Source organism: Luteibacter sp. dw_328 (assembly GCF_018449605.1).
In the GTDB taxonomy this organism is placed as follows: Bacteria; Pseudomonadota; Gammaproteobacteria; order Xanthomonadales; family Rhodanobacteraceae; genus Luteibacter.
The window spans coordinates 479,481-503,759 of record NZ_JAAVUW010000002.1; the positions used below are offsets into that span (position 1 = coordinate 479,481).

Sequence of the window (24,279 nt, forward strand, 5' to 3'; positions counted from 1 at the left end):
AATGGACAGCAATCCGTACGCCGCTCCTCAATCCGAGCTTGAAACCCACGCCGCCACGCCAGCCAGTCTCGAACGCGCCAAGGCCAGTCGTGGCCAACGTTTCGGCGCTGCCTTCCTCGATGGCATCTTCAGCACCATCTGCCTCGCCCCATGGACCTATTCCATGAAGAGCGGAGGCATGACGCGTAGCGCGGCCCTGCTTGGCTTCGGTCTCCTGGTCGTGCTCTGCATCATCAACCTTGTGCTGTTGAGCAAAAACGGCCAGACACTCGGCAAGAAGATCGTGGGCACCAAGGTGGTCATGGCCGACGGCTCGCCGGCTCCGCTGTGGCGCATCGTGGTTCTGCGCTGGCTGCCACTGACGGCGGTGTCGATGATTCCCAAGGTGGGCATCGCCGTGGCACTGGTCGATGCCTGCGTGATCTTCGCCAGTGAGCGCCGCTGCGGCCACGACTACGTCGCCGGCACCATCGTCGTCGACGCCTGATGCTCGATACGGTTCGCCAGATCGAGACGCCGGAAGGCGTCTCGCTCCGCTTGCACGCGGCCGGGGCGACGGCGCGTGCGCATGCGTGGCTTATCGACTTCGCCCTGCGTGCGCTCGCTGCCTTCTTCCTGCTGGCCGTGCTCGGCATGTTGGGCTCTGCGGGCGCCGGCCTGGGCATGCTGGTGCTGTTCGCGGCGTTCTGGATTTACGGCGTTGCCTGCGAGGTCTGGATGGATGGGCAGACGGTGGGCAAGCGCATGATGAACCTGCGCGTGGTGAATGCGGACGGCACGCCCGTGACGCTGCTGCCCTCGGTCATTCGCAACCTGCTGCGTACGGTCGATGCCCTCCCGGGCATCTATGGCATCGGTCTCGTCTGTTGCCTGATCGATCCCTACAGTCGCCGCATTGGAGACATCGTGGCAGGCACGATGGTGATCCACGTGCTACAGCGTGGCGCCCTGGGCCAGATACCGAACGAGCCGGCTGAACCACCGTCGACGCCCTTGCGCCTGGAAGAACAGGAAGCCCTCGTGGCCTTTGCCGAGCGTGGCCGTAACCTGCATGAAGCGCGGCAACGCGAACTGGGCGACCTGCTGGAGCCGCTCACCGGGCGCATGGGCAATGCCGGGCTGCGCAAGCTGCTGGCGCATGCCAACTGGCTGCTGGGGCGCCCATGAAACAAGAGCGGTTCGTGGCTTTGCACGATGCGGGCTGGTCGGAAGTGGAGAGCTGGATGCGCGGTAGTGGTCGCCAGGCGTGGTCGTCGGCGCTGGCGGAGCAGGGACTGGATTTCCCGAGCCAGTACCGTCGCATCTGCCAGCACCTGGCCATGGCTCGTGCCCGTGGCTACAGCCACGACGTGACGGACCGCTTGCAGCGCATCGTGGATCGGGGCCATCGTTTGCTCTATCGCCCGCCGGCGCCGCGCTGGCACCGTATCGGCGAGTTCATCGTCGCGGGATTCCCACGCCTTGTCCGTCGCGAGTGGAAGGCGATGGTCATTGCCGCTGCGCTGCTGTACCTGCCGACCCTCATCTGCCTGCTGTTGATTCACTTCCGGCCTGACGTGGCCGGCATGATTTTCAGCGGGCAGGCGCTGGACCGGTTCGAGCAGATGTACAACCCGACGCGCGACAGGATGGGTCGTACCAGCGGCACGGACGTGGCGATGTTCGGCTTCTACGTGCTCAACAACGTCGGCATCGCTTTTCGCACCTTCGCGGCAGGTCTGTTCTTCGGCGTCGGAGCGATCTACGTGCTGGTGACCAACGGGATCATGTTCGGAGGCATCGCGGGTCACCTGGATGCGATCGGCTACGGTGGCCCGTTCTGGCGCTTCGTCGCCGCGCATTCGTCGTTTGAACTCACCGCTATCGTCATCGCCGGCGGCGCCGGCTTGCGCCTGGGCTACACGCTGCTGGCGCCCGGTCGCATGCGCCGTGGCGATGCGTTGCGCGAGGCCGGTGGCGTGGGTGCACAACTGGTACTCGGTGCCTTCCTCATGCTGGTGGTCGCCGCCTTCATCGAGGCGTTCTGGTCGTCCGTGGCGGCGTTTCCGGACGTCGTTAAGTTTGGCAGTGCCGCGCTGCTCTGGTTACTCGTCATCGCGTGGCTGGCTTTCGGTGGCCGCAGGAGGCGCAGTGGAGATTGAGCGTATCTCCGTCGTGCTGCGCCCGCGCAGTACCCGTGAATCCGCCGACCTCGGCGCAGCGATGCTCCGTCGTCACGCGCAGCCGATCTTCACGGCATGGTTCATCGCGTCGCTTCCGTTCCTCGCGATAGCCATCGGCCTGGCACTGTGGCTGGGACAGCCTTGGGTGTCATTGCTGTTTCTCTGGTGGCTGAAGCCCTTGTTCGCGCGCATTCCGCTCTACGTCGTTTCACGGGCGGTGTTCGCGGAGGCACCCGGCTGGCGCGATGCCTTGCGCAGCATGCGTACGTGGGGCCTGCAAGGCTTGCTGGCCTGGATGACGATTCGTCGCCTCGATCCGCGGCGCTGCGTCTTGCAACCCATCGTTTACCTCGAAGGTCTGGACCGCCGCGCACGCGCCGAGCGCTGGCGTGTGTTCGGCCGTGGCGTCGAGGGTCCCGGTACGGGGCTCGCGTTGACCTGCATGATGTTCGAGTGGGTGTTGGCACTTAGCCCGTTGCTGTTCCTGCCGATGTTCGTGCCCGCCGAGCTGTGGGAGTCGTACTGGTTCAACGCGGGTTTTTTGCGAACGATGCCCCATTGGCTTTCCCTTCCGCTTGTCGTGGCGTACTACCTCGGCATGTCGGTCGCCGAGCCGCTGTGTACGACCGGCGGCTTCGCGCTCTATCTCGGCCGCCGCACCGAGCTCGAAGCGTGGGACCTGGACCTCGCGTTCCGCCGGTTGCGTAACCGCCTGTTGGCCACCGCGACGACCGCGCTCGTTCTGATGGCCGCGTGTTTCGTCGCGCCCACGGCGCATGCCGCCGACACGCCGCGAGACGTCAAAACCGATGCGGTCCGCGTGTCGCTGGATTCGGCGTTTCCCGCGCCGCAGCAGGGCGCCGACCAGCGGATGAACGACGTGTCGGGCAAGGTGCTGGCCGATCCCTTGCTTGGTGGCAAGACGCAGGCCTGGCGCTGGGTACCGAAGCATCCGGCTGCCCGTAAACCTGCAGAAATCGTCCCGGAGAAACCGATCGTGCCGGGCGACGTCGCCGGGGCCGGTGTGGCCTCGAAGGGACTTCTCATCGCATTACTGATCGCCGCCCTCGCATGGTTGGGGTGGTTCGCCCGGCAACGCTGGCCCTCGCGCCGGGGTGAGCCGGCGGCGGCTCGCGCGCCGGTGCAGAGTGCCGTGCAGGAAACGGACATGGTGGTGGCCGTGCCAAAGGGCTTCGGCGAGCAGGTGCACCAGCTTTGGCGGTCGGGTTCGCGTCGGGAAGCGCTGGCGCTGCTTTATCGCGGCACCGTGGAGCGCGTGGCGACGCGGCTCGACGAGCCAGTGTCGCCGGATGCCACCGAAGCGGACGCCATCGCCGGTGCGCGCCGCCTCGATGACGACGACGCGGGCCGCCGGGCCATTCGTATCGTGCGGACCTGGCAATTCGCGGCCTACGCGGATCGTTATCCTTCTGATGAGGAAATGGCCGTCATGCTCGGCGGTTGGCCGGTGGAGCACGTATGAGCAGGGGTAATGCATGGGCACTGGCCATTGCGGCGCTCGTACTGCTATGCGTTGGAACATTCCTCAGCACGTTCGAGCACAAGGAAGTCGACGTGGACGTGCCACCCTCCGGCAAGGCGGCAACCAATCGCTTTTACGCCCTGGAGCGCACGATGCGCGGCATGGGTATTCCGGCGCATTCAGTCAGTGGCATGCCATCAGGCGATGACTCGCTGGTGGTGATGGGGGTGAATCCGGCCAACCTGGATCGCGACGACGCCGAAGATCTGCTTTCGCTTGCGGATGACGGAGCAACGGTCGTGTTGCGCACCGGCTCGGACGCGGAGATGGCCCGCGCCTTTTTCTGGAAAAGCCTGAGCAAGGCCGTCGGTCTCGCGCCGGCAGGTACCGGCTGCCTGGACGTTCAGGGGCTCGCCGGTGAGAAGTCCTACTCGTGGTGCGGTATGCGCGTGAAGCTGCGTGCCGCTGCCCGCGTCGATGGACTCGGCGATGCGAAGGGTGACCTGATGGTGACGTTCCGTTACGGCGACGGTACGATCACCCTCGTGCCGTCGCTGGATCCTTTCAGCGGTCGTGGCTTCGAAGACCCTGTGGCACGTCGCCTGCTGGTGCGCGTGCTGCATCTGGACGACCACGAACAATCCGCCGCGCTGGTGTACCGCGTGGACGGCGATCGCATCTGGAGCCTGCTGTTCACTCGCGGCTGGCCGGCCATGCTTGCGTTCGCCCTGTTGCTGGCAGCGTGGGCGGTATCGCGCGCCGTGCGTCTCGGCCCGCTGCTGGACACCCCGCGTGCGGATCGCCGTGCCCTTGTGGAGCACGTGCAGGCCGCTGGCGAATTCCTTTACCGACGTGACCGCGGCCGTGGTTTGCATGCGCGTGTCTGCGCCGGTGTGCTTTCCCGTGCACGGCGGCTGGGTCCCGGTGCCGACGACCTCGAGGGCGAGTCGCTCCACGTTCGCCTGGCCGAGCGCTTCGATGAGGCTCCCGCGGACGTTGCGCGGGCATTCCGGCCTCCCGTCGACGCCAATGCGTTTCGCGACAGCATCGCCATTCTTTCCCGATTGCGGAGACATCCATGAACACGTCCGTCGACACCCCGCGCGAAGCCGCGCCCCCGATCACCTTCACACCGACGGAGGTCGCCGCACGCATCGCCGCGCTGCGCAGCCAGGTGGGTCGTGCGTTCATCGGCCAGCAGCCGGTCTTCGAACAGGTACTGTTGGCCTTGCTCGCCGCCGGTCATGTGCTGATCGAGGGCGTGCCTGGCCTGGGCAAGACCTTACTGGTGCGCGCCCTTGCCGGTGCCGTGGGGTGCAGCTTCGGCCGCGTGCAGTTCACTCCCGACCTGATGCCTACCGATGTCACCGGCCACGCCGTGTACGACATGAAGGCCGAGCGCTTCCAGATTCGTCGCGGCCCGGTGTTCGCGAACCTGCTCCTGGCCGACGAAATCAATCGTGCGCCGGCCAAGACACAGGCGGCGTTACTCGAAGCGATGCAGGAAAACCAGGTCACGATCGAAGGTCGGCGTTTCCCGTTGCCGCAGCCCTTCATGGTGGTCGCTACGCAGAATCCGATCGAACAGGAAGGTACCTACGCGCTACCCGAAGCGCAGCTGGACCGCTTCCTGGTGAAGGTGCAGATCGAATACCCGACGCTGGCCGACGAAACACGCATGGTGACCGAGGTGCTGGACGGGCAGGTCGCCGCGGACCTGGACGTGTCGCGCGTATCGCCTGTGATGAATGAGGCGGAGCTGATGGCCATCCAGCGGATGGTGGCCGCCCTGCGCGTGGATCATGAAGTGGTGGATTACGCCGTGCGGATCGCACGTGCCACGCGTGAGTGGTCGGGCGTGCTTGCCGGTGCCGGTCCACGCGGTGGCCTGGCACTCGTGCGTCTGGCCCGCGCCGCCGCGCTGGTGGACGGCCGCGACTTCGTCACGCCGGACGACGTGCGCAGCGTGGCGATTCCCGCGTTGCGCCACCGCCTTCTGCTGGCCCCCGAGGCGTTGATCGATGGCCAGCATGCCGAAGACATCCTGAAGGGCCTGCTGCACAAAGTCGCCGCGCCGCGCCGATGATTCGTCCCGCTGCCGCCATGCTGTCATTGATCGGCGTCTGGTTCGCCGCGGGCGTGCTGGTGTCGATCGAGCTGTTGCCGCTGTCGTGGTGGGCCATGCTTGGCGCACTGTGCGCCATCGTGATGCTAGGCGACGTGTTTCGCCTGGGCCGCCAGGCCTCGCCCGAACTGACTCGCGAACTCGATGCCGTGTTGCCGTTGGGTGAGCGTCTCGACGTGACGCTACGCCTGCGCCACGCGGGCAAGCGCAAGCGTCGCGTACGCATCCACGACATGCATCCCGGTGGCTGGCGCGTCGAGGGTCTGCCGCGCACGGTCGACCTCGCGCCGTCGCGCGAACTGAATTTCTCGTATGCGCTATGGCCGGCTTCCCGAGGCAAGTTCGCCTTCGACGGCTGCCAGGTGGAACTGACCTCACCCTGGCGCTTGTGGCACCAACGCCGCACGCTGGATGTCACGGCGGATGTACGCGTGTTTCCGAATTTCGCGCCGCTCGCGCGTATGGCTGGCCTTAGCGTGGAACTGGCGTCGCGCTCGGTAGGCGCGCGGCTGCAACGCCGGCGCGGCGAAGGTACGGAATTCCAGGAACTGCGCGATTACCGCGTGGGCGACAGCCTGCGCAAGGTGGACTGGAAAGCCACCGCGCGGGCGGGCCGCCTGATGTCGCGCCAGTACCGCGACGAGAGCCACCAGCAGGTCGTGCTGATGCTGGACTGCGGTCGTCGCATGCTGGCCGAAGACGACGGCGTGGGCCACTTCGACCAGGTACTCAACGCATCGCTCGCCCTGGCCTACATCGCGCTTCGCCAGGGCGACAGCGTAGGGTTGCTCGCCTGCGCGGGTGAGAACACACGCTGGTTGGCGCCGCAACAGGGTGCCGGCGGCATGGACATGCTGTTGGGCGCCGGTTACGACCTGCGCGCCGAATCCACGCCCACCGACTACCTCCACGCGGCCAGCGAGCTGCAGACACGCCAGCGAAGGCGCGCACTGGTCGTTCTGGTGACCAATGTGCGCGACGAAGACGACGAGGAGCTACGCGCGGCGGTGAAAATGATGTCGCGCCGGCACCTGGTCATGGTGGTGAGCCTGCGAGAAATGGCACTGGATCGCGCGGCGACCGGCGATACAGACAGCCTGGAAGCCGCCATCCGGACAGCCGGTGCGCTGCGCTACCTTGACCAACGGGACGCGGTACATGCGCGTTTGCGACGGGAAGGTATTGCCACGCTGGATGTACTCGCCAGCGAGTTGTCCGGCAGGCTGGTGGAGCGGTATCTGGCGATCAAGCGGGCAGGGCGACTCTGAAGCTTCCCGACGCTTCTTTCATCCCGAGGACATTCCTGAGAAGCTAGTGAGTAGGACGGCCTTCCGCTATCACATCGGGCAGGGGCGTCCGTATGACGAAAACACCAACCAGGGGAAAGGATATGCGCGATACCGTCGAACTGCTCGAGGCCATTGGCCGCGATGCCACCTTGCGCCGCGCCTCGCCCGAGGTCCTTTCGCGCTTACTCGAAACCACCCATGCCTCGCCTGGCCTGCGGGAGCTGGTCGCCCATGGCGACAGCACCATGCTCGCGAATGAACTGGGTCTCGTGGAGAGATATGTCGAGCACATGGTCCAGACAGGCGCGCATGAGGATTCGCTTCTCAACTGAGCGACCGGTACCTGCCTGATTTTTCCCCCGAGTCGTCGGATTGCCGCCCTGGCAAGTCGTCGCTTGTCATATTCGACTTTGCATACTATGGCCCTATGAACACACCCACGACTGTTTCGACCGACGCCCCGCGCGGCAGCATCACCTCCGTAGGCATGGGCATCACCCTGGGTTCGCACCTGACGCCGATCGCGCGCAACTATATCGAGACCGCTGACGTCGTCTTCGCCGCGCTCTCGGACCACGTGGTGGAACTCTGGCTGCAACGCCTGAATCCCGAAGTCCGTAGCCTCCAGCCTTACTACAAGCCCGGCAAGTCGCGCATGAAGACCTATCGTGAATGGGTCGAGGTGATGATGACCGAGGTGCGGGCAGGCAAGCGCGTATGCGCCGTCTTCTACGGCCACCCCGGCATCTTTGCCTGGTCGCCGCATAAGGTCATCGAGGTTGCTCGCGCCGAAGGCTACGAGGCTTACATGGAGCCCGGTATTTCCGCCGAAGACTGCCTGTACGCCGATCTCGGTATCGATCCGGCGCGCTTCGGCTGCCAGCATCTCGAGGCGAGCCAGCTGCTCTTCTTCGAGCGCAGCCTGGATACGACCGGTCATGTGATCCTCTGGCAGCTCGGCGTCGTCGGTGACCGCTCGCTCGGCCGCTTCCGCACGCCCGACGCATACCGGGAACTGCTGACGGAGCGCCTGTGCCTGGACTATCCGGCCGATCACGAGGTGATCGTCTATCGCGCGCCGACACTGCCGATCGAAGGGCCGCACATCCAGCACGTGAAACTGCGTGACTTCGTTTCCGCCGAGTACACGGGCCACGAGACGCTCGTCATCCCGCCTGCGCAGGCGCTGAAGCCAAATGCCGTCTGGCGTGCGCGCCTCGATGCGCTCGATGCCATCCATGGCTCGGGTGTCGAGCCGGCCGTTACAGCGTAAGTGCCAACCAACCTAACCAACCATCAGGGGAAGAACATGCGCGATACCGTCGAATTGCTGGAAGCCATTGGGCGTGACGCCACCTTGCGTCGTGCATCACCCGAAGTGCTGGCACGCACACTCGAGGCTATTCATGCCTCGCCAGCACTGCTTGAACTGGTCGCTCACGGCGACGTCACCGCCCTGACAGGGGAACTGGGTCTGACGGACAAATACGTCGAGCACCGGAGCCAGACGGCGCATGAGGATGAAGATTCTCTCTTCAACTGAGAGAACGTCGGTCTGGTCCTCGACCGAGGCCAGCCAAGATAAACAAACCAACGAAGGGAATAACATGCGCGATACCGTCGAACTGCTTGAGGCCATTGGCCGCGATGCCACGTTGCGTCGTGCCTCGCCCGAGGTACTGGTGCGTGCGCTCGAGGCTACGCATGCTTCGCGTGGACTGCTCGAACTGGTCGCCAACGGCGACAATGCGACGCTCGCGAGCGAGCTGGGTCTGACCGACAGATATGTCGAGCACCAGAGCCAGACAGGCGCGCATGAAGATTCGCTCCTGAACTAGATTCGGTCCGAACTAAAAGAAAGCCAGGATCGGCCGCCGCAATGGCGGCCGAGTCCTCTTGCATCCCTGCAAGATAGTCGACGCCCGTTGTGAATACGACCAACCGGCTTAAGATTTTTGCAGCGCAGCGTGACACCTCTCCGCTTTAGCGTCTTAATCTGTCCCCAGGGGATTTAGATCGATCCAAGCTAGTGTGATTTGCATCACGTCGCAGCCGCGAAGGTGTGCATTGGCTTGGACTGGGGTGGGGAGGGCAGAGGGCTGTGCGCATCGTGCGCCACCCGGAACGTTGCCGCTTCCTGCCGGGCCTGTCTTGGGGAAGGGGAAGCCGCCACATGAAAGCAAGCACCACCTGTACGTCCATGAGCACCAGCCCGCGCGAAGCGCGCGTGACCGTGTTCATGAGGTCTTTTGACCGCGGCGCGGATCGTTGCCGCCGACTTCCGCCTAGCAGTCAGTAGGCGGACATAGAGATTCTGCCGCTGCGTTGCCTCTCGTCCACTGACGACGGCAACAACGGGAAACGTTGCCCTGCGTTCGGTGCAGTGGGTCTTTCCGCGGCGCACCCAGGGCTATGAACCACGCATCGTTGACGACCGCAGGTGCCGCCTGCCGCCGTAAATTTGGATCGATTGAAATGCGGGAAATAAGGAGGACGCATGCCGACATAGGTCGCGCATCTGCAGCAGTGATGTAACGGGGGATCATCGCGCCGACTTCAAGAACGGCGCACACCACTGAGGGAAATAAAAAGAAATGACTTATCTGCCACACATGCTCAAGCGCAAGCCGCTTTGCGCCGCGCTCGCCTCGGCCACCTTGTCGTTCGTCGGTTTCATGGGGGTCCCGACGGCGGCTTTCGCGCAGGCATCCGCGCCCGTCACGACGACAGCGCCCGCGCCGGCACAAACGACTGATAGCTCGACGGCAACGAAAAACGATAAGGACAAGAAGGCAGATAAGCAGAGCAACGACACCGCGGCCGGTCCAACGAATCTGGACACCGTCGTCGTCACGAGTTATCGCCAGTCGATCGACCAGAACGTGCTGGACAAGCGCGATGCGAACTCCATCGTCGAGGTCATCAACGCGCAGAACATCTCGCAGTTCCCCGCGAAGAACATCGCCGATGCGCTTGCGCACGTGCCTGGCGTGGTCATCAGCCGTGAGTCGGGTGAAGGCAAAACCGTCAGCATTCGTGGCCTTGCGCCCGAGCTGACACTGACCGAACTGAACGGTAACTACGTGGCCTCGGCAGATACCTCCGCCGGTCTGACGCGCTCGTTCAACTACACCCTGATGCCGGCGAACATGTTCTCCGAGATCAAGCTCTACAAGAGCCTCGAAGCCCGCCTGGACGAAGGCGGCATCGGCGGCAACGTCGACCTGCACACGCGCCGTCCGCTGGAAATGAAGGCCAATGACGGCTTTGTGTCCATCAACGCGGCTGGCTCGGACAACAGCAGCAAGAAGACCCCGCAGACCTCGGCCCTGTGGTCGTGGAAGAACAAGGACGAGACGTTCGGCTTCCTCGTCGCGGGTTCGTACCAGAAGCGTCGCGACATCGATTACACGGCCAAGGCCGATAGCTGGCACTGGTGGAGCAATGACTGTACGAGCCAGGCCACGTGTACCGCACCGCCGACGGACGTGCATGGCAAGCCGTACGGTCCCGACGTGGCGCCCAATCTCGACCTGTGGTCCGGCGGCGGTGTCGTCGACCAGGGTGGCAAGGTCGATTCGGGCTACTGGATGCCGCAGCAGTTCTCCACGAGTCGTAACGAGCTGGACCTGAAGACCAAGGGCGCCCAGGCGACCATGCAATTCAAGCCCATCGACCATTTGCTGCTGACGGGTAACTACTTTCGCTTCGAGCGGCAGCAGACCCAGATCACCAACACGCTGGAAGTGCCCGAGTGGGGCCTGCCGAGCAACAGCAATTACGCGGACCAGCAGGGCAGGTTGCTCGCACCCAATGGCCTGACGTTCGATCCGTCGCACACCATCGTCACCGGCGCGAACTACGTCCTGCCGCCGAAGGGCGTGGGTTGTAATTCGCTGACCAACCCGTCTACCGGCGCAGCGCGTCAAGCCGTGGATACCTGCTCCACCGAGATTCCCTGGCTCAATGGCAGCTACAACGTCGAGAAGGCCACCTCTCAGACCCTCAACCTCGAAGGTGAGTGGGACAACGGCGGCAGCCTCAGCGGCTCGTTTAACTTCGGGCGTACCTGGGCCACGGGCGGTCCGTCGGTGCAGTTGAGCATGGCCGCGAAGCCGCGCAACTTCGTCAATGGCCAGTGGGTGGACGGCAGCAACGGCGCGGCGTGGACCCTCAATGGCAAGCCGACCCTCTCCGCCTCGCCGGACGTGCTCCAGAACATGCTGGCCGGTGCGGGGCAGGTGGATCTGGGCTCGACCGGTTCCAACATGGTCAATACCAGCAACTCCCAGAACTTCGCCCAGGCCGATCTCACCTGGGCCTTCGATTCGACCTGGTTCCAGTCGCTGCAGTTCGGTTTCAAGTACCGCGACAACCACGCTGAGCAGACGAACAACGAGCAGCGCTGGTACTGCAAGGGCACGACGCTGCAGTTCCAGACCTGCGATCCCAACGCCGGCCAGTTGCCCGCGGGCTTCCTCCAGGCGAATTCGCTCGACGGGACCAACGAGGCCTATAGCGATAGCACGTTCCCGGCGATCAACTACCCGGCGTACTACAACTATCTCAACCAGACCTACGACCGGGTGCTCTACAACCACCCCGATGACAAGTCGTCGATCCAGGAGAAGATCGCCGCGGCATATGTGCAGGCTAACTTCGACACCGGTACGATCCGCGGCAACGTGGGCCTGCGTTTCGTCAGCACGGGGCAGGACCTCACGGTTGCGGATGAAATCACCACCAACAACGCGGACTACTACCACGACGCGGGCGGCAACATCCTGATCTGCCCGACCACCGGCAAGAATATTGCCGGCGGCGCCTGCGCGCCGGGTGACTTCCAGTACCAGCCACGCGAGGTGGCGGTCGTGCAGACGTTCGACAACAGCACCACGCGCAAGCGCTACAACAAGGCATTGCCTAGCTTCAATATCGCGTGGAACGTCCTGGACGACGTCGTCGTTCGCGCGGCGGGTTCGCAGGCGCTGGCTCGCGCCAATTACACCGACCTTGCCCAGTTGGGCAGCCTGACCAACTACACCCAGGCGTACTACGACGATCGCAAACAGTTCGGCTCACCCCTGCCGGGCTGGTACGGCAGTGGTGCCAATGCGGACCTGAAGCCGTTCACAGCGACCCAGTTCGATCTGGCGACAGAGTGGTACTACGCACCGCATTCGGTGGTGGGTATCGATCTGTTCCAGAAGAAGGTGAAGAACTTCGTCGTACCGGTCACCGTCAACAACATCAATGTGGACGTTAACGGCACGCCGACGAACTTCATGCAGTACAGCACCAATGCCAACGGACGCTCCGGTACCTCCAAGGGCATCGAGTTTTACACACAGCACACGTGGGACTCGGGTTTTGGCTACATCGCCAACTACACGCTCAACCACACCACGGAAACCCCGGTTTCCCTGGGCGACACACAGGTCGGCAAATCCGAACTGATCGGCAGCGCCAAGTACGCGGCCAACGTGTCGGTGTTCTACGAAAAGAACGGTCTGCTGCTCCGCGCCAGTGACAACTTCACCGGCCGGACCATGCAGGGCCTGACGGCGGGGCTGCCGATTTATTCGGCGCCGTATCACCAGATCGACCTGAACGGTGATTACGAGTTCAACAAGCACTTCGTGGTGACCGCGTCGGTGATCAACCTGTCGAAGTCGACGCCGCACGAGTACCTGGGCAACGACACGACGGCACGACTGGTCAGCCTCGAATACGCGGGACGCCAGTACTACGTCGGCATCACGTACAAGTTCGGTGATGGTGGTTAAAGAAAGCCCAGCGGGGTCAGGTGCACAGCCTGGCCCCGCTTTCGTTTCCGTCCCCAGGAAAACAGCATGAATCTCCCGCGCCCACGTCTTCCTAGTCGCCACGCTCTCGCGGTGGCACTTTCGGTCTTCGCGCTCGGAGCGATCAGCGCGGTCCACGCCGGTAACGGCAAACACACGGCTCCGGCCACCTCATCCGTCGACGAAGCCAATCCGCTGGTCGGCACCGCGCCACTGGATAAGAAAGAGTTCATCGGCAATGCGCCGCCCCCCGGTGAACCGCTGTATTCGGGCATGACCTCGCCCGGTGCGAGCTTGCCGCAAAGCTCGACCGACGCCGCACCCGTCAATATCAATGCCGACCTGAGCTTTGCCACTGGCGTTCCAGTGGCCTATGTCTATGGGCGCCCGGCCATGATCGGTTTCACCGGCGGTGGTTCGACGTACGGTGCGCGCGCCGCGCCGATGATCATGCCCGTGGTGGGCGACTGGACCGTGCCGCCGGACTACGCCGCGTCCTATTACGACAAGTCGACCGAGAAGGCCTCCCCGGGCTACTACGCCGTCGATCTCGCCACGTTCCACACCCGCGCCGAACTGACGGTGACGCAGTGGACCAGCCTGATGCGCTTCACCTTTCCGGCGAGCCATCGCTCGAACGTGGTGGTCAATCTTCGTCGCGCGGGCGGCGATGTGGAAGTCGTCGGTGACCGCACGATCCGAGGTGTCGATACCGGCAACCACGGGAACCACGATGCGGACGGTCCGTACTTCGTGGCGGAGTTCTCGCGTCCTTTCGCTGCGTTCGGTACGTTCCACGCCGACGTCAACGACAAGGGCGAGGGCCTCGGTCATGAAGACGTGCAGACGGGCCAGCGCAAGGTGACCGGCAACTATGCCGGCGCCTATGTCACCTTCGATACCAAGGACGGCGATCAGGTACTGGTGAGGATCGCCCACGGCCACAGTGCGGACGAAGCCGACCAGCGGCTGCATGCAGCGGAGGGGGATTTCGACAGCGTGCACGCCAAGGCGCGCGCGGCATGGGCTCAGCTGTTCGATCGTGTCGAAGTCACTGGCGGTACGCCGAAGCAGCGTGCGCTGTTCTATTCGACGCTGTATCACTCCTTTGCAAGTCCGCGCGTGGTTGCGCGCAAGGGCGAGCAGTACACCGACGCCAACGGCCAACTCAAGGTTGCCGCGTACGATCTCTACAGCCCTGTGCCGTACTGGGACACCGGCCGCAACCAGATCGCGCTACTCATGCTGCTCCAGCCGAAGGTCGTGCAGGACATCATGCGCTCCGAGCTGGAACGGGCACGCGAACACGGTTACATGAACACCTCGTTCCACGGCGACCATGCCGTCTTCCTCTACGACGGTGCCATGCAGCGCGGTATTCCGTTCGACTATGCAGGTGCTTATGAGGTGCTGCGCAAGAACGCCACCGACCCGAAGGGCCCGCGCGGTTACCTCGCCGAATACGACAAGAATGGCTGGATATCCGACATCGTTCCGCCGGGCAATCCCAGCCCGCCGTATGCCGGCGGTAAGGCCGGTGTCGCCACGACGCTCGAATACGCGTGGGACGATCATGCGCTCGCCGATCTCGCCAGGCGCGTCGGCAAGAAAGACGATGCCGAGATATTCCAGCGCCGCGCGGCGAACTACCGCAACGTGTTCGATCCCTCGGTGGGCTTCTTCCGCGGCCGCACCGAGGACGGCAAGTGGATATCGCCATTCGATCCGGCGGAGCCGTACTACAACTTCATGATGAAGGAAGGCTCGGGCTGGTCCACCCTGTGGCTCGTGCCGCATGACGTACAAGGCCTGATGAACCTGCTCGGCGGGCGCGACGCGTTCAATGCAAAGCTCGACACCTTCTTCAACACGCCCTACGCGCCCAAGGGCATCTGCCGCGATTGCACCGGGGTGATCGGCCAGTACGTGCAGGGCAACCAGCCGGACCAGCAGGCCGCGTATCTCTACGCATGGAGCGGGCAGCCCTGGAAGACGCAGGCGCTCACACGCCGCATTCTCACCGACCTGTACGGCAGCGACGCCACCGGCTACGGCTATCCCGGCATGGACGACCAGGGCTCGACGTCATCGTGGTACGTGCTCAGTGCCATGGGCTTCTACCCGGTCGATCCCTCCACGCCCGACTACATCATTGGCAGCCCTCTCTTCGACAGCGTTCGCTTGCACCTAGGTAACGGCAAGGTCTTCGAGATCGTTGCGCGCAACAACTCCGAGCGGAACATGTATATCCAGTCCGCTACGCTCAACGGCAAGCCGTGGACCAAGGCCTGGTTCAGCGATGCAGACATCGCGAACGGCGCCACGCTGGTACTCACGATGGGCCCCGAGCCAAGCAAGACCTGGGGCGCCGACCCGAAGGACGCACCGCCTTCCATGTCAGCCCCAAGCCCCGCCCCTTAAGGAACAACGCATGAAGTCCAACGCAACGAAGACCCTGTGGGAGCCGCTTCAGCGGCGATGCCTTTTGCTCCTCGCCATAGCCGCAATCATCACCCCGATGGCTGTCGCCGCATCAGACAACAGCTCCGTCTGGAACGGAAAAGCAGCCCCTCTGGCAACCCCATGGACCTCCCAGGTATCGCCCACGAACGCGCTACCCGAGTACCCGCGCCCGCAACTGGCGCGCCCCTCGCTCGAGCATCCCCAGTGGATGAACCTCAACGGCTTGTGGCAGTACGCGGCGACCGACGGGAAGGGTGCACCGTCGTTCGGTAAGGCGCTGAAGGACAAGGTGCTGGTTCCGTACCCGATCGAATCTGTGCTCTCGGGTGTGCAGAAGCATTCGGATTTCATGGTCTATCGCCGCCTGGTGGACGTCCCGGCGTCGTTCACCGCTCATGGCCAGCACGTACAGCTGAACTTCGGCGCCGTGGCCCAGGATGCCACCGTGTACGTCAACGGCAAGGAAGTGGCACGCCATACGGGCGGCTACACCTCCTTCAGTGCGGACATAACGCAGGCGCTGCAGCCGGGCGGCCCGCAGGAGATCGTCGTCGCCGTGCATGCGCCGGTCGACGGCGTGAACGTCATGGTCGGTAAGCAGCGGCTGAAACCCGACGGCATCTTCTATACCGCAGCGTCGGGCATCTGGCAGTCGGTCTGGCTGGAACCGGTGCCGGCAACCCGCCTGGCGCAGCTGGACTTCACGCCGGCGTCTAGCCTGGATGCCTTTACCGTGACGTCGAAGTTGCAGGGCAGCGCCGCGAACGCCATCCTCCATGTGATCGCTTATGCGGACGGCAAGTCGGTGGGCGAGGTAAGCGGACCAGCCGGCAAGCCCTTGCATCTGGCCATCGCCCATCCGCACCTGTGGAGCCCGCAGGATCCCTTCCTCTACAGCTTCAAGGGCACCCTTACGCAGGGTGACCAGCGCGACGACGTGACCAGCTATGCCGGCATGCGCAGCATCGGCATCAAGAAGGTGGGTGGACTCAACCGCATCGTGCTCAACGGTAAGCCGACCTTCCTGCTGGGCACGCTGGATCAGGGTTACTGGCCCGACGGCATCTACACCGCGCCGACGGACGAAGCGCTCAAGTTCGACATCCAGAAAACTAAGGATCTGGGTTTCAACGCCATCCGCAAGCACATCAAGGTGGAACCGGCGCGTTGGTACTACTGGGCCGACCGCATCGGCCTGATGGTGTGGCAGGACATGCCGGCGCTACCGAACGGGCACAACGACAAGCTCAGCGAGGCCGACAAAGCCGGCTTCCGCACCGATGTCACGGCCATCGTCGAGCAGCTCAAGGGCGAGACGTCGATCATCGGCTGGATTCCGTTCAACGAAGGCTGGGGGCAATGGAGTATTCGGGCTGCTGCCGAGTTGGCTATGCAGATCAAGAAGCTCGATCCGTCGCGCCTGGTCAATGCCCGTAGCGGTGCGAACTGCTGCGACACCAAGGGTGATCCGAAAGCCGGTGACCTCATCGACATCCATGACTACCAGGGTCCGGGTCTTCCCGCACCGGATGCGACGCGAGCCTCGATGGATGGTGAGCACGGCGGTCTGACGCTGGGTGTCCCCGGTCATGTGTGGCCGAACACGCCGATCAACCCGTATGGCGAAGTGAAAGACAACGCCGCGTTGAACGATGGCTATGTCGCCAACACGGCCGTGCTGCGCGACAAGGGTCCGGGCATTGGCGTATCCGGCAGCGTCTATACGCAAATCACCGATGTCGAGGGTGAGCACAATGGTCTGTACACCTACGATCGGAAGATCGAAAAGGTGGATGGGGCGAAGGTGCGGGCGATCAATGATGCGACGATACGTGCGGGCGGGCAGCCCTGACGAGGGCATCCCGTTGCCTCTGCCGAGCACGTCGGTCGAGGCGCCTACAGACAACTTCAAGTTGTTTTGATACGGTAATTCCGTTGCCTGCGTCGTCGCTGTGAATGCTGCGCAGGCAACCATCGCTTTATGCGGTGAGAAGCGCGGCCCAGAGGTGTTAGCGCACCCCTGGACCGCTAACCCTAACTAACTAGTCTGGAGTCAGTCATGGCTGTTACCGATGATACGGTACCCGCTCGCCCGCCGAACCCCCTCGGCGACATTCCCATCGGTCACCGGGCGCTCTGCAGTCCACGCAGACACGGTTGAAGAACCGCGGCGGCAGCCGTAAATCTGAGTTTTTTCTCGGCCGAGCAGCACGGCGCGTCGCCGTGTGGACCCGAGAACGGGCGCGGCTGCCTCTGCAACACACTTCGTCAACTCAAGCCGCACGGCGTCCGGACACGGGCAGCCGATGAACCCGCGCATCCGTTTGATCCGCGGCACGTTGCGCGATGCGTAGCGTGCCGCACCTGGATGAGGGGGAGGGCGGTAGGCAAGGAGAGCGTCATGGCTAAAACGAAAGCCCACACCACCCATCCGGGGTTCCACTATCACATCGATCCGGAAGCCACGTCCCACGACCTGATGAATGAGGCGACCGAGTGGCTTCAGTACGCTCGTAGCCTCACGCGGCTACTTGCCGACTTCATCCATGAAGCCGACACCGTCGATTGCCAACGGGTGGCGCATGCCATGGAGGCGATCGGTGCCTTGACGCATATGGGGGTGCAGTGCACGGCGCAGGCGCATGCGCGGATGTGTTGGGAGACGGGGGTGAACAGATGACTTTGGCGGCGAAGAGTGGTGCGGCTGCGTGGACGCGGCTGTTGGGCTAGCCGGTATGGCCACGGCTCGAAGAACTTCCGTCGCTGGCAATGTTGGCATCGGAGCAACATCCCGGGTTACCGAATTCGAGCGCCCGATCCTTCAATGCTCGTCGCGTCCAGCTATAACCGCTGTTGGTGCGGCAGTAAATAAAGGAGAGAGCTCGGATGAACGCGCCTATGTGTATCTGGAAGAATCTGCATCACACAAGATACGCTGGATTACACCGATTCCTGTGCGTCCAGGTTGGTACCAGAATCGTGCGTCGCACTGCGTAGCAGCCGGGGACTCTATCTATGCCCTCGTCCAGTCCGACACGAATGCCGTACCGGTACTGTCGCAAACATTGATCAGCATAGCGACGCTAAACCAAGCTAGCGGTCATATGCAGACGAATGACATAGTGAAAGTGTCGGACCTGAAGGGTGCCCACACCGTCTTCGTCTATGACGGCGCTGAAAATTTTCTCTTTCAAGACGGGAAAATCGTTGTAACCGGAGAATTGGCGACGAAGGGTGACGCTGCCGACACGCGCACGCCGTTCAAGACCAGTGTGCCGGTAGCGATTTCAAACTCTCGGAAGCGTCGCGAAAGCTAGCTATTTCGCCGGCCGCGCCGAAGCTTCCCTGGATGCCCGCTCCTGGATCAGCGCATCGTAGGTCGCATACTTGTAAAGGTCGCCGAGCGTGGGAAAGTTGAAGCAGGCTTTGTTGAAAAGGTCTGCTCCGGCATCGAGCAACATCGCGATCATGCCGATGTGCACGGTCTCGGTAGCATGCTCGCCAATGACATGCGCGCCGAGAAGCTTCATGTCGTCACGCCGGAACAGCAGTTTGAGCATGCCGTGGTCATCGCCGAGGATGCATCCTCGTGCGGTGTCGGCGGCCCGCCAGCGGCCCACGATGTAGTCGACGCCCGCTGCGCGAAGCGATTCTTCCGTCGCGCCAATGGAGCCGATCTCGGGAATCGTATAAATGCCCGTGGGCAGTAACGAGGCGACATCGCGTTTGAGGTCCGATCCCAGGGCCCGGTTCATGGCGGCTCGGGCCTGCTCCATACCCGTAGAGGCGAGGGCCGGCGCGCCGATCACATCGCCTGCGGCATAGATATGGGGCACCGAGGTGCGGAAGTTCTCGTCGACATCGATCAGGCCACGCTTACCAGGGACAATGCCTGCGGCGCCCAGGTTCAATCGTTCGGTATTGCTGGTTCGCCCGGAACAGACCAGTACATCGTCGCAGGCCAGTGACTCACCCGATGCCAGTATCACCTCGACCTTGCCATCGTCATGGGTGACGCATTGCGCGACGCGTTCGCCCAGGTGCAGGTGTACACCCAGCGCTGTCAGTGCCGTCGTGAGGGCGCTCGAGATTTCGGCGTCAATGAAGGGAAGCAGTGATGAGCGACCGTCGACGAGATGCACGGTGGTGCCGAGCGCGCAGAATGTCGAGGCGTACTCGCAGCCGATGACGCCGGCACCGACGATCACCAGCACGTGCGGAACCGACTCGATGTTGAGGATCTCGTCGGAGTCGTGCACGTGGGGATGTTCGAAGGGAAATTCGGCAGGTCGAAACGGCGAGGACCCTGTGGCAATGAGGATGATGTCGCCGCGCACCCGTTCGGTCTCATTCCCCGGGCCTGTCACGCATACCGTATTCGCATCGACGAAGGCCCCCGATCCGACGCGTCGCTGGACGGCCAGGCCATCCAGGCGGTGACCGACGCGCCTGTGCTCGCCCAGCATCACGTTATCGCGATGGTGCGTGAAATCCGCGATCGTGGCTTCGCGCCGAAGCGACAGGTCGACACCATAGAGGCGGCGGGAGCGGATGCCCGAAAGCGCCAGGGCGGTTTCGCGCAAGGTCTTGCTCGGGATCGTGCCCGTGTTGATGCCCGCACCGCCGACCTGCGTCTCCCTCTCGATCAGGAGCGTACGCGCGCCCATGAATCCGGCAGCTACCGCGCCGCTGATGCCGGCAGGACCGGCCCCAATCACCACTACATCGAAGGTTTCCACTGGCGTCGTCACCGGTGCATAGAAGGAGTTCCGTCGATCATACGCGGGCAGGTTCCGGCCTGCTGTGTGCGGGCTATCAGACACGCTATATTCCTGCGAGATGGCGTATTCGCCACTACAGGGGGAATGGATTGTGACGAGATGCATCGCGCTGGCTCTTGGGCTGGCAGCTGTTCTATGGGTGCCCCTCTCGGTTTCTGCGGATGCGCCTGCACGGGCTCCGACACGAGATGCAGCGGCCAAGGTCGACGATTCGGGCTTTGTCACCATCGGAGGCATCGAGCAGTGGGTGACGGCCAAGGGAGACAGCTACGCCAACCCTGTCCTTCTCTTCATCAGCGGCGGACCCGGCAATCCCCTCAGCGGCCTTTCCGACAGCATCTATAGCGCGGGCGAACGCGACTTCATCGTCGTCCAGTGGGACCAGCGCGGATCGGGCATGACCTATGGCCGGAGCCCGCCGGCACCGGACGAGAAACTGACGATCGAAAGGATGGCGCAGGATGGCAATGAACTTGCCGCCTATCTGGCCAGGAAGTATGGCAAGCGGAAGGTCATCTTGTGGGGCAGCTCCTGGGGCTCGATCCTCGCCGTTTACATGGTCAAGGCGCATCCCGAGTTGTTCTACGCGTACGTGGGGACGTCGCAAGTCGTCAACTCCGTGGAAGCCCAGGCAGCGAGCTACAGGAAGCTCCTGGCGCTCGCCACCAGCGCGAACGACAAGGACTCCCTTGCCGTTCTCGAGCAGGTCGGATCACCGCCATGGACCGACCCGCGCAGCTTCGGCAAGGTACGCCGGGTCATTCGCAAGTACGAAGCCAAGGTCACGTTGCCGCCGCCCGAGAGCTGGCACCGCGCACCGCCGTATACAACGGCAAAAGCCGAAGCGGACTACGAAGCTGGCGAAGACTACTCATTCATGAATTTCGTCGGGATGCACGGCGACGGCATGCTGTCGCAGGTGGATCTGCCGAAGCTGGGGTTGGACTTCACCATTCCGGTGTTCTTTGTCGAAGGTGCGCATGACCTCCTGGCACCGCCGGAGCTGGCCCGCCGGTATTACGAGAGCATCAAGGCACCGGCGAAGGGCTTCGTGCTGCTTGAGCATTCAGGGCACGATCCGAACCAGGAAGTCGTGGACGCTGAGTACAGGGTGCTACGCGAGAAGGTTCTGCCACTGGCGCAAGATAAAAAGTAACGAGGCGAAACGTCGAGGCGCTCATCACGCCGCCCCATGGCAAAGGCGGCATGATAGGGCCCAGACCGCTCCATGGTCCCAGGCTGGCTGCCTGGGCATGGACGTTGAGTGACTCGTCAAGCTTTGGAGGGTGCAATGGGTGAGCGGGACTCGTGCGGTGCATGTCGAAATGGCGAAGGCTTCGCCGGAGCCATCACGATGGCGTTTCAACCCATCGTGGACGCCGTCGAGCGAAAGGTGTTCGCCCACGAGGCACTGGTTCGTGGAGCAGACGGCGCATCCGCGGCGGATGTCCTCTCATCTGTCGATGCGAACAACCAATATGCCTTCGACCAGAAGTGCAGGGTCAGGGCCCTGGAGTGTGCCGTCGAGGCTCAGCTGCCCGCCATGGTCTCTATCAATTTTCTTCCCAACGCCGTCTACAACCCCGAGCATTGCCTGCGGACGACGCTGGCTGCGGCGCAGCGGTTGAACTGGCCGCTGTCGCGCATCATTTTCGAGGTTACCGAACACGAAGCCGTCATCGACCATCGCCACCTGCTCTCCATCCTCATGACGTACCGAGCGCACGGATTTCTCACGGCCATCGATGACTTTGGCGCCGGCTACGCGGGGCTGAACCTGCTGGCGGATTTCCAGCCTGACCTGCTGAAACTGGATATTGGCCTTATCCGCTCGATCGATACGGACAAGGTGCGTCAACGCATCGTGCGGCACGTAAGCCAGTTATGCGATGACCTTGGCGTGCGCGTGATTGGTGAGGGAGTGGAGACTGCCGAGGAGTCGTCGGCGTTATTGGACATTGGGATCGTACTGCAGCAGGGTTTTCTGTTCGCCAGGCCCGTCATCGGTAAAGCCACCGTTCCCGGCTTTCCTGCCCGATGAAGCGTCTCGGTTGCATAGCCATGGTCGCGGTCGCACTGGCGCTCACCGCATGCTATCCCGTGCGCGACACGTCACGTCCCCCGGCGGTACGTCTCGTGAGGGCTCCAGAGGCAGCGCAACGCATGGTCCTGGTGCTTCCCGGCATAGCCGACAACCTTCAGTCACTGGAGGCGGGAGGGATCGGGCGGGCCATCCGTGAGGCATGGCCGGACGCAGACGTGGCTCTGATCGAAATGACGATCGGCTACTACAAGGATGGTCGAGCGATGCTCGATCTGCACGACATGGTGCGGGCGGCGCGTGAGAAGGGCTACCGACAGGTGTGGATGGTCGGCGCGTCGCTGGGTGGCATGGGAGCCCTCCTTTACGACTCGACCTTTCCATGTGATGTCGACGGGATCGTGCTGCTTGCACCCTTCCTGGGAGATCGTCGCGTGCTCGATGACGTGCGCAACGCCGGTGGGTTGAACCATTGGCAAGCGCCGCCCGCCGCGACGCCAGGGCCGGATAATTGGCAGTCGCAGATCTGGCGCCGTGCAAAAGTCTGGTCGAGTCGTCCTGGCGGAGACCCGCGCGTATGGCTGGCGTACGGCGACAGGGATAAATTTGCGCCGAACATGCCGCTGTTGACGCCAGCCATTCCGCCGACGCATGTCGTCACCGGGCCCGGCATCCACGAGTGGACGTCCTGGACGCCGTTGGCTTCCAAAGTCTTTACCGACGTCGACCGAGAGACAAAGAGCCGTAACGTGAGTGCCTGTTCGGGCCCTTGAGGTTGCAACGAAATACCGCTATTTATCAGATGGTTCGATGTCATGGCGAGTTCATTGACCGGGGCTTCCCTGAGCGCTTAGATTGGCCGAAAGCCGGTGCACCTTGCGCCGGCTTTCGACCATCGACAGGCATCACCCGGCATGAGTTACCGCAATATCCAGGGCATGCGCGCGATCGCTGCGCTGATGGTTGTCTCGAGCCATATCTTCGAGAACATGGCGCCCATGCGCACGCACTGGGCCAAACAGTTCGCCTTCGTCGGAGGAGCGGGCGTCGATATCTTTTTCGTGATCTCGGGCTTCATCATTTATCACGTGATGCAGCGGTCGATCGCCAGCATGGATATCGTGGGGAAGGGGCCCGCGGTCTACGCGTTCGCGATGAAGCGGTTCATTCGCATCTACCCGCTCTATTGGATCGTCTTCGGCACGTCGTGGCTGGTCATGGCCTGGGCAGCGCCCACGGCGCCTGCACCCGGGCCGCTGTTCCCGTTGCTTGCGCTCTTCGGCAACGTGCCGAATGTCCCTGTCCACGTCGCCTGGACACTGACCTTTGAGGTCTATTTTTACGCGGTGGTCGCCCTGAGCCTGCTCCTGCTCGCGAATCGGGCCATGGTTGGCGTAGCGATCTGGTTCACCATGGTGGGTGGTGCAACCCTGCTGGGCTGGTGGGTTCCCTGGGTCAAGCCACTAGACTTCGTGTTCTCCCCCATCGTGCTGGAGTTCCTGCTTGGCATCGCCGTAGCCATGCTCGTCGACCGCGGCTTCCGACGATTCCATGGCGCGCTACTGGTGGGTGCCTTCATCTGGATGGCCATCGGCACGCTGTTCCTGAGGCCCAGCCTGTTCGTCATGAATGAGCTCCACTGGGGGAGGCTGGTGGCGATTTCCCGCTCGTTTGCCGTCCACGTGCTCGGTCTGGGGATACCGGCAGCGATCTTCATTTACGGCATCGTCCTGCTGGAAATTCGCCAACGATGGATCATGCCGCGCGCGCTGCAATACCTCGGCGACGCGTCGTTCTCGATCTACTTGTGGCACGCCGTGGTGTTCTATGCCGTGGCGGAAGCGTTCGCACGCCTTGGCTGGGTGGGCGTAGTAAGTTCGACCGGGCTTACTGCTGTGATGGTCGCCATCGGCCTGGGCTTTGGTTTGCTCAGCTACCATTTCCTGGAGAAGCCGTTGCTGAGGGTTCTCGGGCAGCGCATCCTGGGTCGGGGCGTTTCATCTCATTCGCTGGAAGCCGACGTTCACCCGCGGTCGCATGTCGCTTCGGTGCCGGTGAGCTAAGGTTGTCATGCAAGCGTAGCCCCACCCTCGCAACTTTCCATGCCGCCGCCGGCACCCACGTGTTTATC

The 24,279-nt window shown here is 63.2% G+C and carries 21 protein-coding genes; 20 read left to right on the plus strand and 1 reads right to left on the minus strand.

The window, feature by feature from the left end; genetic code table 11:
• The first annotated feature begins 1 nt into the window (after position 1).
• The 16 genes from HB634_RS06855 (at position 2) to HB634_RS06930 (ending at position 18,643) form a co-directional block, all read left to right on the plus strand.
• Positions 2-487, plus strand: a complete 486-nt coding sequence (locus HB634_RS06855; RefSeq protein ID WP_213948048.1) for an RDD family protein — start codon at positions 2-4, stop codon at positions 485-487.
• A complete protein-coding gene (locus HB634_RS06860) occupies positions 487-1,167 on the plus strand; it encodes an RDD family protein (RefSeq protein ID WP_213948049.1) in 681 nt (226 codons plus the stop codon). The genes HB634_RS06855 and HB634_RS06860 overlap by 1 nt, the downstream gene beginning before the upstream one ends.
• A complete protein-coding gene (locus HB634_RS06865; protein ID WP_213948050.1) occupies positions 1,164-2,141 on the plus strand; it encodes a stage II sporulation protein M in 978 nt (325 codons plus the stop codon). Before HB634_RS06860 ends, HB634_RS06865 begins: the two co-directional genes overlap by 4 nt.
• Positions 2,131-3,645, plus strand: coding sequence for a DUF4129 domain-containing protein (locus HB634_RS06870; RefSeq protein WP_213948051.1), 1,515 nt, complete (start codon positions 2,131-2,133; stop codon positions 3,643-3,645). Before HB634_RS06865 ends, HB634_RS06870 begins: the two co-directional genes overlap by 11 nt.
• A complete protein-coding gene (locus HB634_RS06875) occupies positions 3,642-4,727 on the plus strand; it encodes a hypothetical protein (protein WP_213948052.1) in 1,086 nt (361 codons plus the stop codon). Before HB634_RS06870 ends, HB634_RS06875 begins: the two co-directional genes overlap by 4 nt.
• Positions 4,724-5,731 (plus strand): MoxR family ATPase, encoded by a 1,008-nt coding sequence (locus HB634_RS06880; protein ID WP_213948053.1) that lies wholly within the window; start codon positions 4,724-4,726, stop codon positions 5,729-5,731. Before HB634_RS06875 ends, HB634_RS06880 begins: the two co-directional genes overlap by 4 nt.
• The gene (locus tag HB634_RS06885) at positions 5,731-7,038 is read left to right on the plus strand and encodes a DUF58 domain-containing protein (RefSeq protein ID WP_213948183.1); all 1,308 of its coding nucleotides are present in this window, start codon (positions 5,731-5,733) and stop codon (positions 7,036-7,038) included. Before HB634_RS06880 ends, HB634_RS06885 begins: the two co-directional genes overlap by 1 nt.
• 122 nt (positions 7,039-7,160) lie before the next feature.
• Complete coding sequence (locus tag HB634_RS06890) at positions 7,161-7,391, plus strand: hypothetical protein (protein WP_213948054.1); 231 nt, start codon at positions 7,161-7,163, stop codon at positions 7,389-7,391.
• Between the two features lie 95 nt (positions 7,392-7,486).
• Positions 7,487-8,332 (plus strand): SAM-dependent methyltransferase, encoded by an 846-nt coding sequence (locus HB634_RS06895; RefSeq protein ID WP_213948055.1) that lies wholly within the window; start codon positions 7,487-7,489, stop codon positions 8,330-8,332.
• Positions 8,333-8,368: 36 nt separating this feature from the next.
• Positions 8,369-8,602 carry a hypothetical protein gene (locus tag HB634_RS06900; protein WP_213948056.1) on the plus strand — a complete coding sequence of 78 codons (234 nt, stop codon included), beginning with the start codon at positions 8,369-8,371 and terminating at the stop codon, positions 8,600-8,602.
• 64 nt (positions 8,603-8,666) lie between these two features.
• Complete coding sequence (locus HB634_RS06905; protein WP_213948057.1) at positions 8,667-8,897, plus strand: hypothetical protein; 231 nt, start codon at positions 8,667-8,669, stop codon at positions 8,895-8,897.
• Positions 8,898-9,653: 756 nt separating this feature from the next.
• Entirely contained in the window at positions 9,654-12,845 is a 3,192-nt protein-coding gene (locus HB634_RS06910) for a TonB-dependent receptor (protein WP_213948058.1), read from the plus strand.
• A 66-nt stretch (positions 12,846-12,911) separates the two neighbouring features.
• Positions 12,912-15,284, plus strand: coding sequence for a GH92 family glycosyl hydrolase (locus HB634_RS06915; RefSeq protein WP_213948059.1), 2,373 nt, complete (start codon positions 12,912-12,914; stop codon positions 15,282-15,284).
• 10 nt (positions 15,285-15,294) lie between these two features.
• Positions 15,295-17,178 (plus strand): sugar-binding domain-containing protein, encoded by a 1,884-nt coding sequence (locus HB634_RS06920; protein WP_213948060.1) that lies wholly within the window; start codon positions 15,295-15,297, stop codon positions 17,176-17,178.
• A 549-nt stretch (positions 17,179-17,727) separates the two neighbouring features.
• A complete protein-coding gene (locus HB634_RS06925) occupies positions 17,728-18,006 on the plus strand; it encodes a hypothetical protein (RefSeq protein ID WP_213948061.1) in 279 nt (92 codons plus the stop codon).
• Positions 18,007-18,061: 55 nt separating this feature from the next.
• Positions 18,062-18,643: a hypothetical protein gene (locus tag HB634_RS06930; RefSeq protein ID WP_213948062.1), complete on the plus strand. Its 582-nt coding sequence runs from the start codon at positions 18,062-18,064 to the stop codon at positions 18,641-18,643.
• On the opposite strand, the gene sthA is transcribed toward HB634_RS06930, so the two are convergent.
• Positions 18,644-20,365 (minus strand): Si-specific NAD(P)(+) transhydrogenase, encoded by a 1,722-nt coding sequence (gene sthA, locus HB634_RS06935; protein ID WP_255548414.1) that lies wholly within the window; start codon positions 20,363-20,365, stop codon positions 18,644-18,646. It abuts the gene before it with no gap.
• Between sthA and HB634_RS06940 the strand changes: the two genes are divergently transcribed.
• The 4 genes from HB634_RS06940 to HB634_RS06955 all read left to right on the plus strand — a co-directional run bounded on the left by HB634_RS06940 (position 20,355) and on the right by HB634_RS06955 (position 24,211).
• Positions 20,355-21,263, plus strand: coding sequence for an alpha/beta hydrolase (locus HB634_RS06940; RefSeq protein ID WP_345777471.1), 909 nt, complete (start codon positions 20,355-20,357; stop codon positions 21,261-21,263). The two genes, sthA and HB634_RS06940, sit on opposite strands and share 11 nt — an antisense overlap.
• 135 nt (positions 21,264-21,398) lie before the next feature.
• Complete coding sequence (locus tag HB634_RS06945; protein WP_255548415.1) at positions 21,399-22,148, plus strand: EAL domain-containing protein; 750 nt, start codon at positions 21,399-21,401, stop codon at positions 22,146-22,148.
• A complete protein-coding gene (locus tag HB634_RS06950) occupies positions 22,145-22,921 on the plus strand; it encodes an alpha/beta hydrolase (protein WP_213948065.1) in 777 nt (258 codons plus the stop codon). Before HB634_RS06945 ends, HB634_RS06950 begins: the two co-directional genes overlap by 4 nt.
• Positions 22,922-23,062: 141 nt before the next feature.
• Positions 23,063-24,211: an acyltransferase gene (locus tag HB634_RS06955; RefSeq protein WP_213948066.1), complete on the plus strand. Its 1,149-nt coding sequence runs from the start codon at positions 23,063-23,065 to the stop codon at positions 24,209-24,211.
• Positions 24,212-24,279 lie beyond the last annotated feature (68 nt).

What these genes read in the sequence shown, in the direction of transcription:
- HB634_RS06855 (WP_213948048.1), top strand. Translation starts at nt 2, where the DNA reads ATGGACAGCAATCCGTACGCCGCTCCTCAATCCGAGCTTGAAACCCAC.
- HB634_RS06860 (WP_213948049.1), top strand. Translation starts at nt 487, where the DNA reads ATGCTCGATACGGTTCGCCAGATCGAGACGCCGGAAGGCGTCTCGCTC.
- HB634_RS06865 (WP_213948050.1), top strand. Translation starts at nt 1,164, where the DNA reads ATGAAACAAGAGCGGTTCGTGGCTTTGCACGATGCGGGCTGGTCGGAA.
- HB634_RS06875 (WP_213948052.1), top strand. Translation starts at nt 3,642, where the DNA reads ATGAGCAGGGGTAATGCATGGGCACTGGCCATTGCGGCGCTCGTACTG.
- HB634_RS06880 (WP_213948053.1), top strand. Translation starts at nt 4,724, where the DNA reads ATGAACACGTCCGTCGACACCCCGCGCGAAGCCGCGCCCCCGATCACC.
- HB634_RS06890 (WP_213948054.1), top strand. Translation starts at nt 7,161, where the DNA reads ATGCGCGATACCGTCGAACTGCTCGAGGCCATTGGCCGCGATGCCACC.
- HB634_RS06895 (WP_213948055.1), top strand. Translation starts at nt 7,487, where the DNA reads ATGAACACACCCACGACTGTTTCGACCGACGCCCCGCGCGGCAGCATC.
- HB634_RS06900 (WP_213948056.1), top strand. Translation starts at nt 8,369, where the DNA reads ATGCGCGATACCGTCGAATTGCTGGAAGCCATTGGGCGTGACGCCACC.
- HB634_RS06905 (WP_213948057.1), top strand. Translation starts at nt 8,667, where the DNA reads ATGCGCGATACCGTCGAACTGCTTGAGGCCATTGGCCGCGATGCCACG.
- HB634_RS06910 (WP_213948058.1), top strand. Translation starts at nt 9,654, where the DNA reads ATGACTTATCTGCCACACATGCTCAAGCGCAAGCCGCTTTGCGCCGCG.
- HB634_RS06915 (WP_213948059.1), top strand. Translation starts at nt 12,912, where the DNA reads ATGAATCTCCCGCGCCCACGTCTTCCTAGTCGCCACGCTCTCGCGGTG.
- HB634_RS06920 (WP_213948060.1), top strand. Translation starts at nt 15,295, where the DNA reads ATGAAGTCCAACGCAACGAAGACCCTGTGGGAGCCGCTTCAGCGGCGA.
- HB634_RS06925 (WP_213948061.1), top strand. Translation starts at nt 17,728, where the DNA reads ATGGCTAAAACGAAAGCCCACACCACCCATCCGGGGTTCCACTATCAC.
- HB634_RS06930 (WP_213948062.1), top strand. Translation starts at nt 18,062, where the DNA reads ATGGCCACGGCTCGAAGAACTTCCGTCGCTGGCAATGTTGGCATCGGA.
- HB634_RS06945 (WP_255548415.1), top strand. Translation starts at nt 21,399, where the DNA reads ATGGGTGAGCGGGACTCGTGCGGTGCATGTCGAAATGGCGAAGGCTTC.
- HB634_RS06950 (WP_213948065.1), top strand. Translation starts at nt 22,145, where the DNA reads ATGAAGCGTCTCGGTTGCATAGCCATGGTCGCGGTCGCACTGGCGCTC.
- HB634_RS06955 (WP_213948066.1), top strand. Translation starts at nt 23,063, where the DNA reads ATGAGTTACCGCAATATCCAGGGCATGCGCGCGATCGCTGCGCTGATG.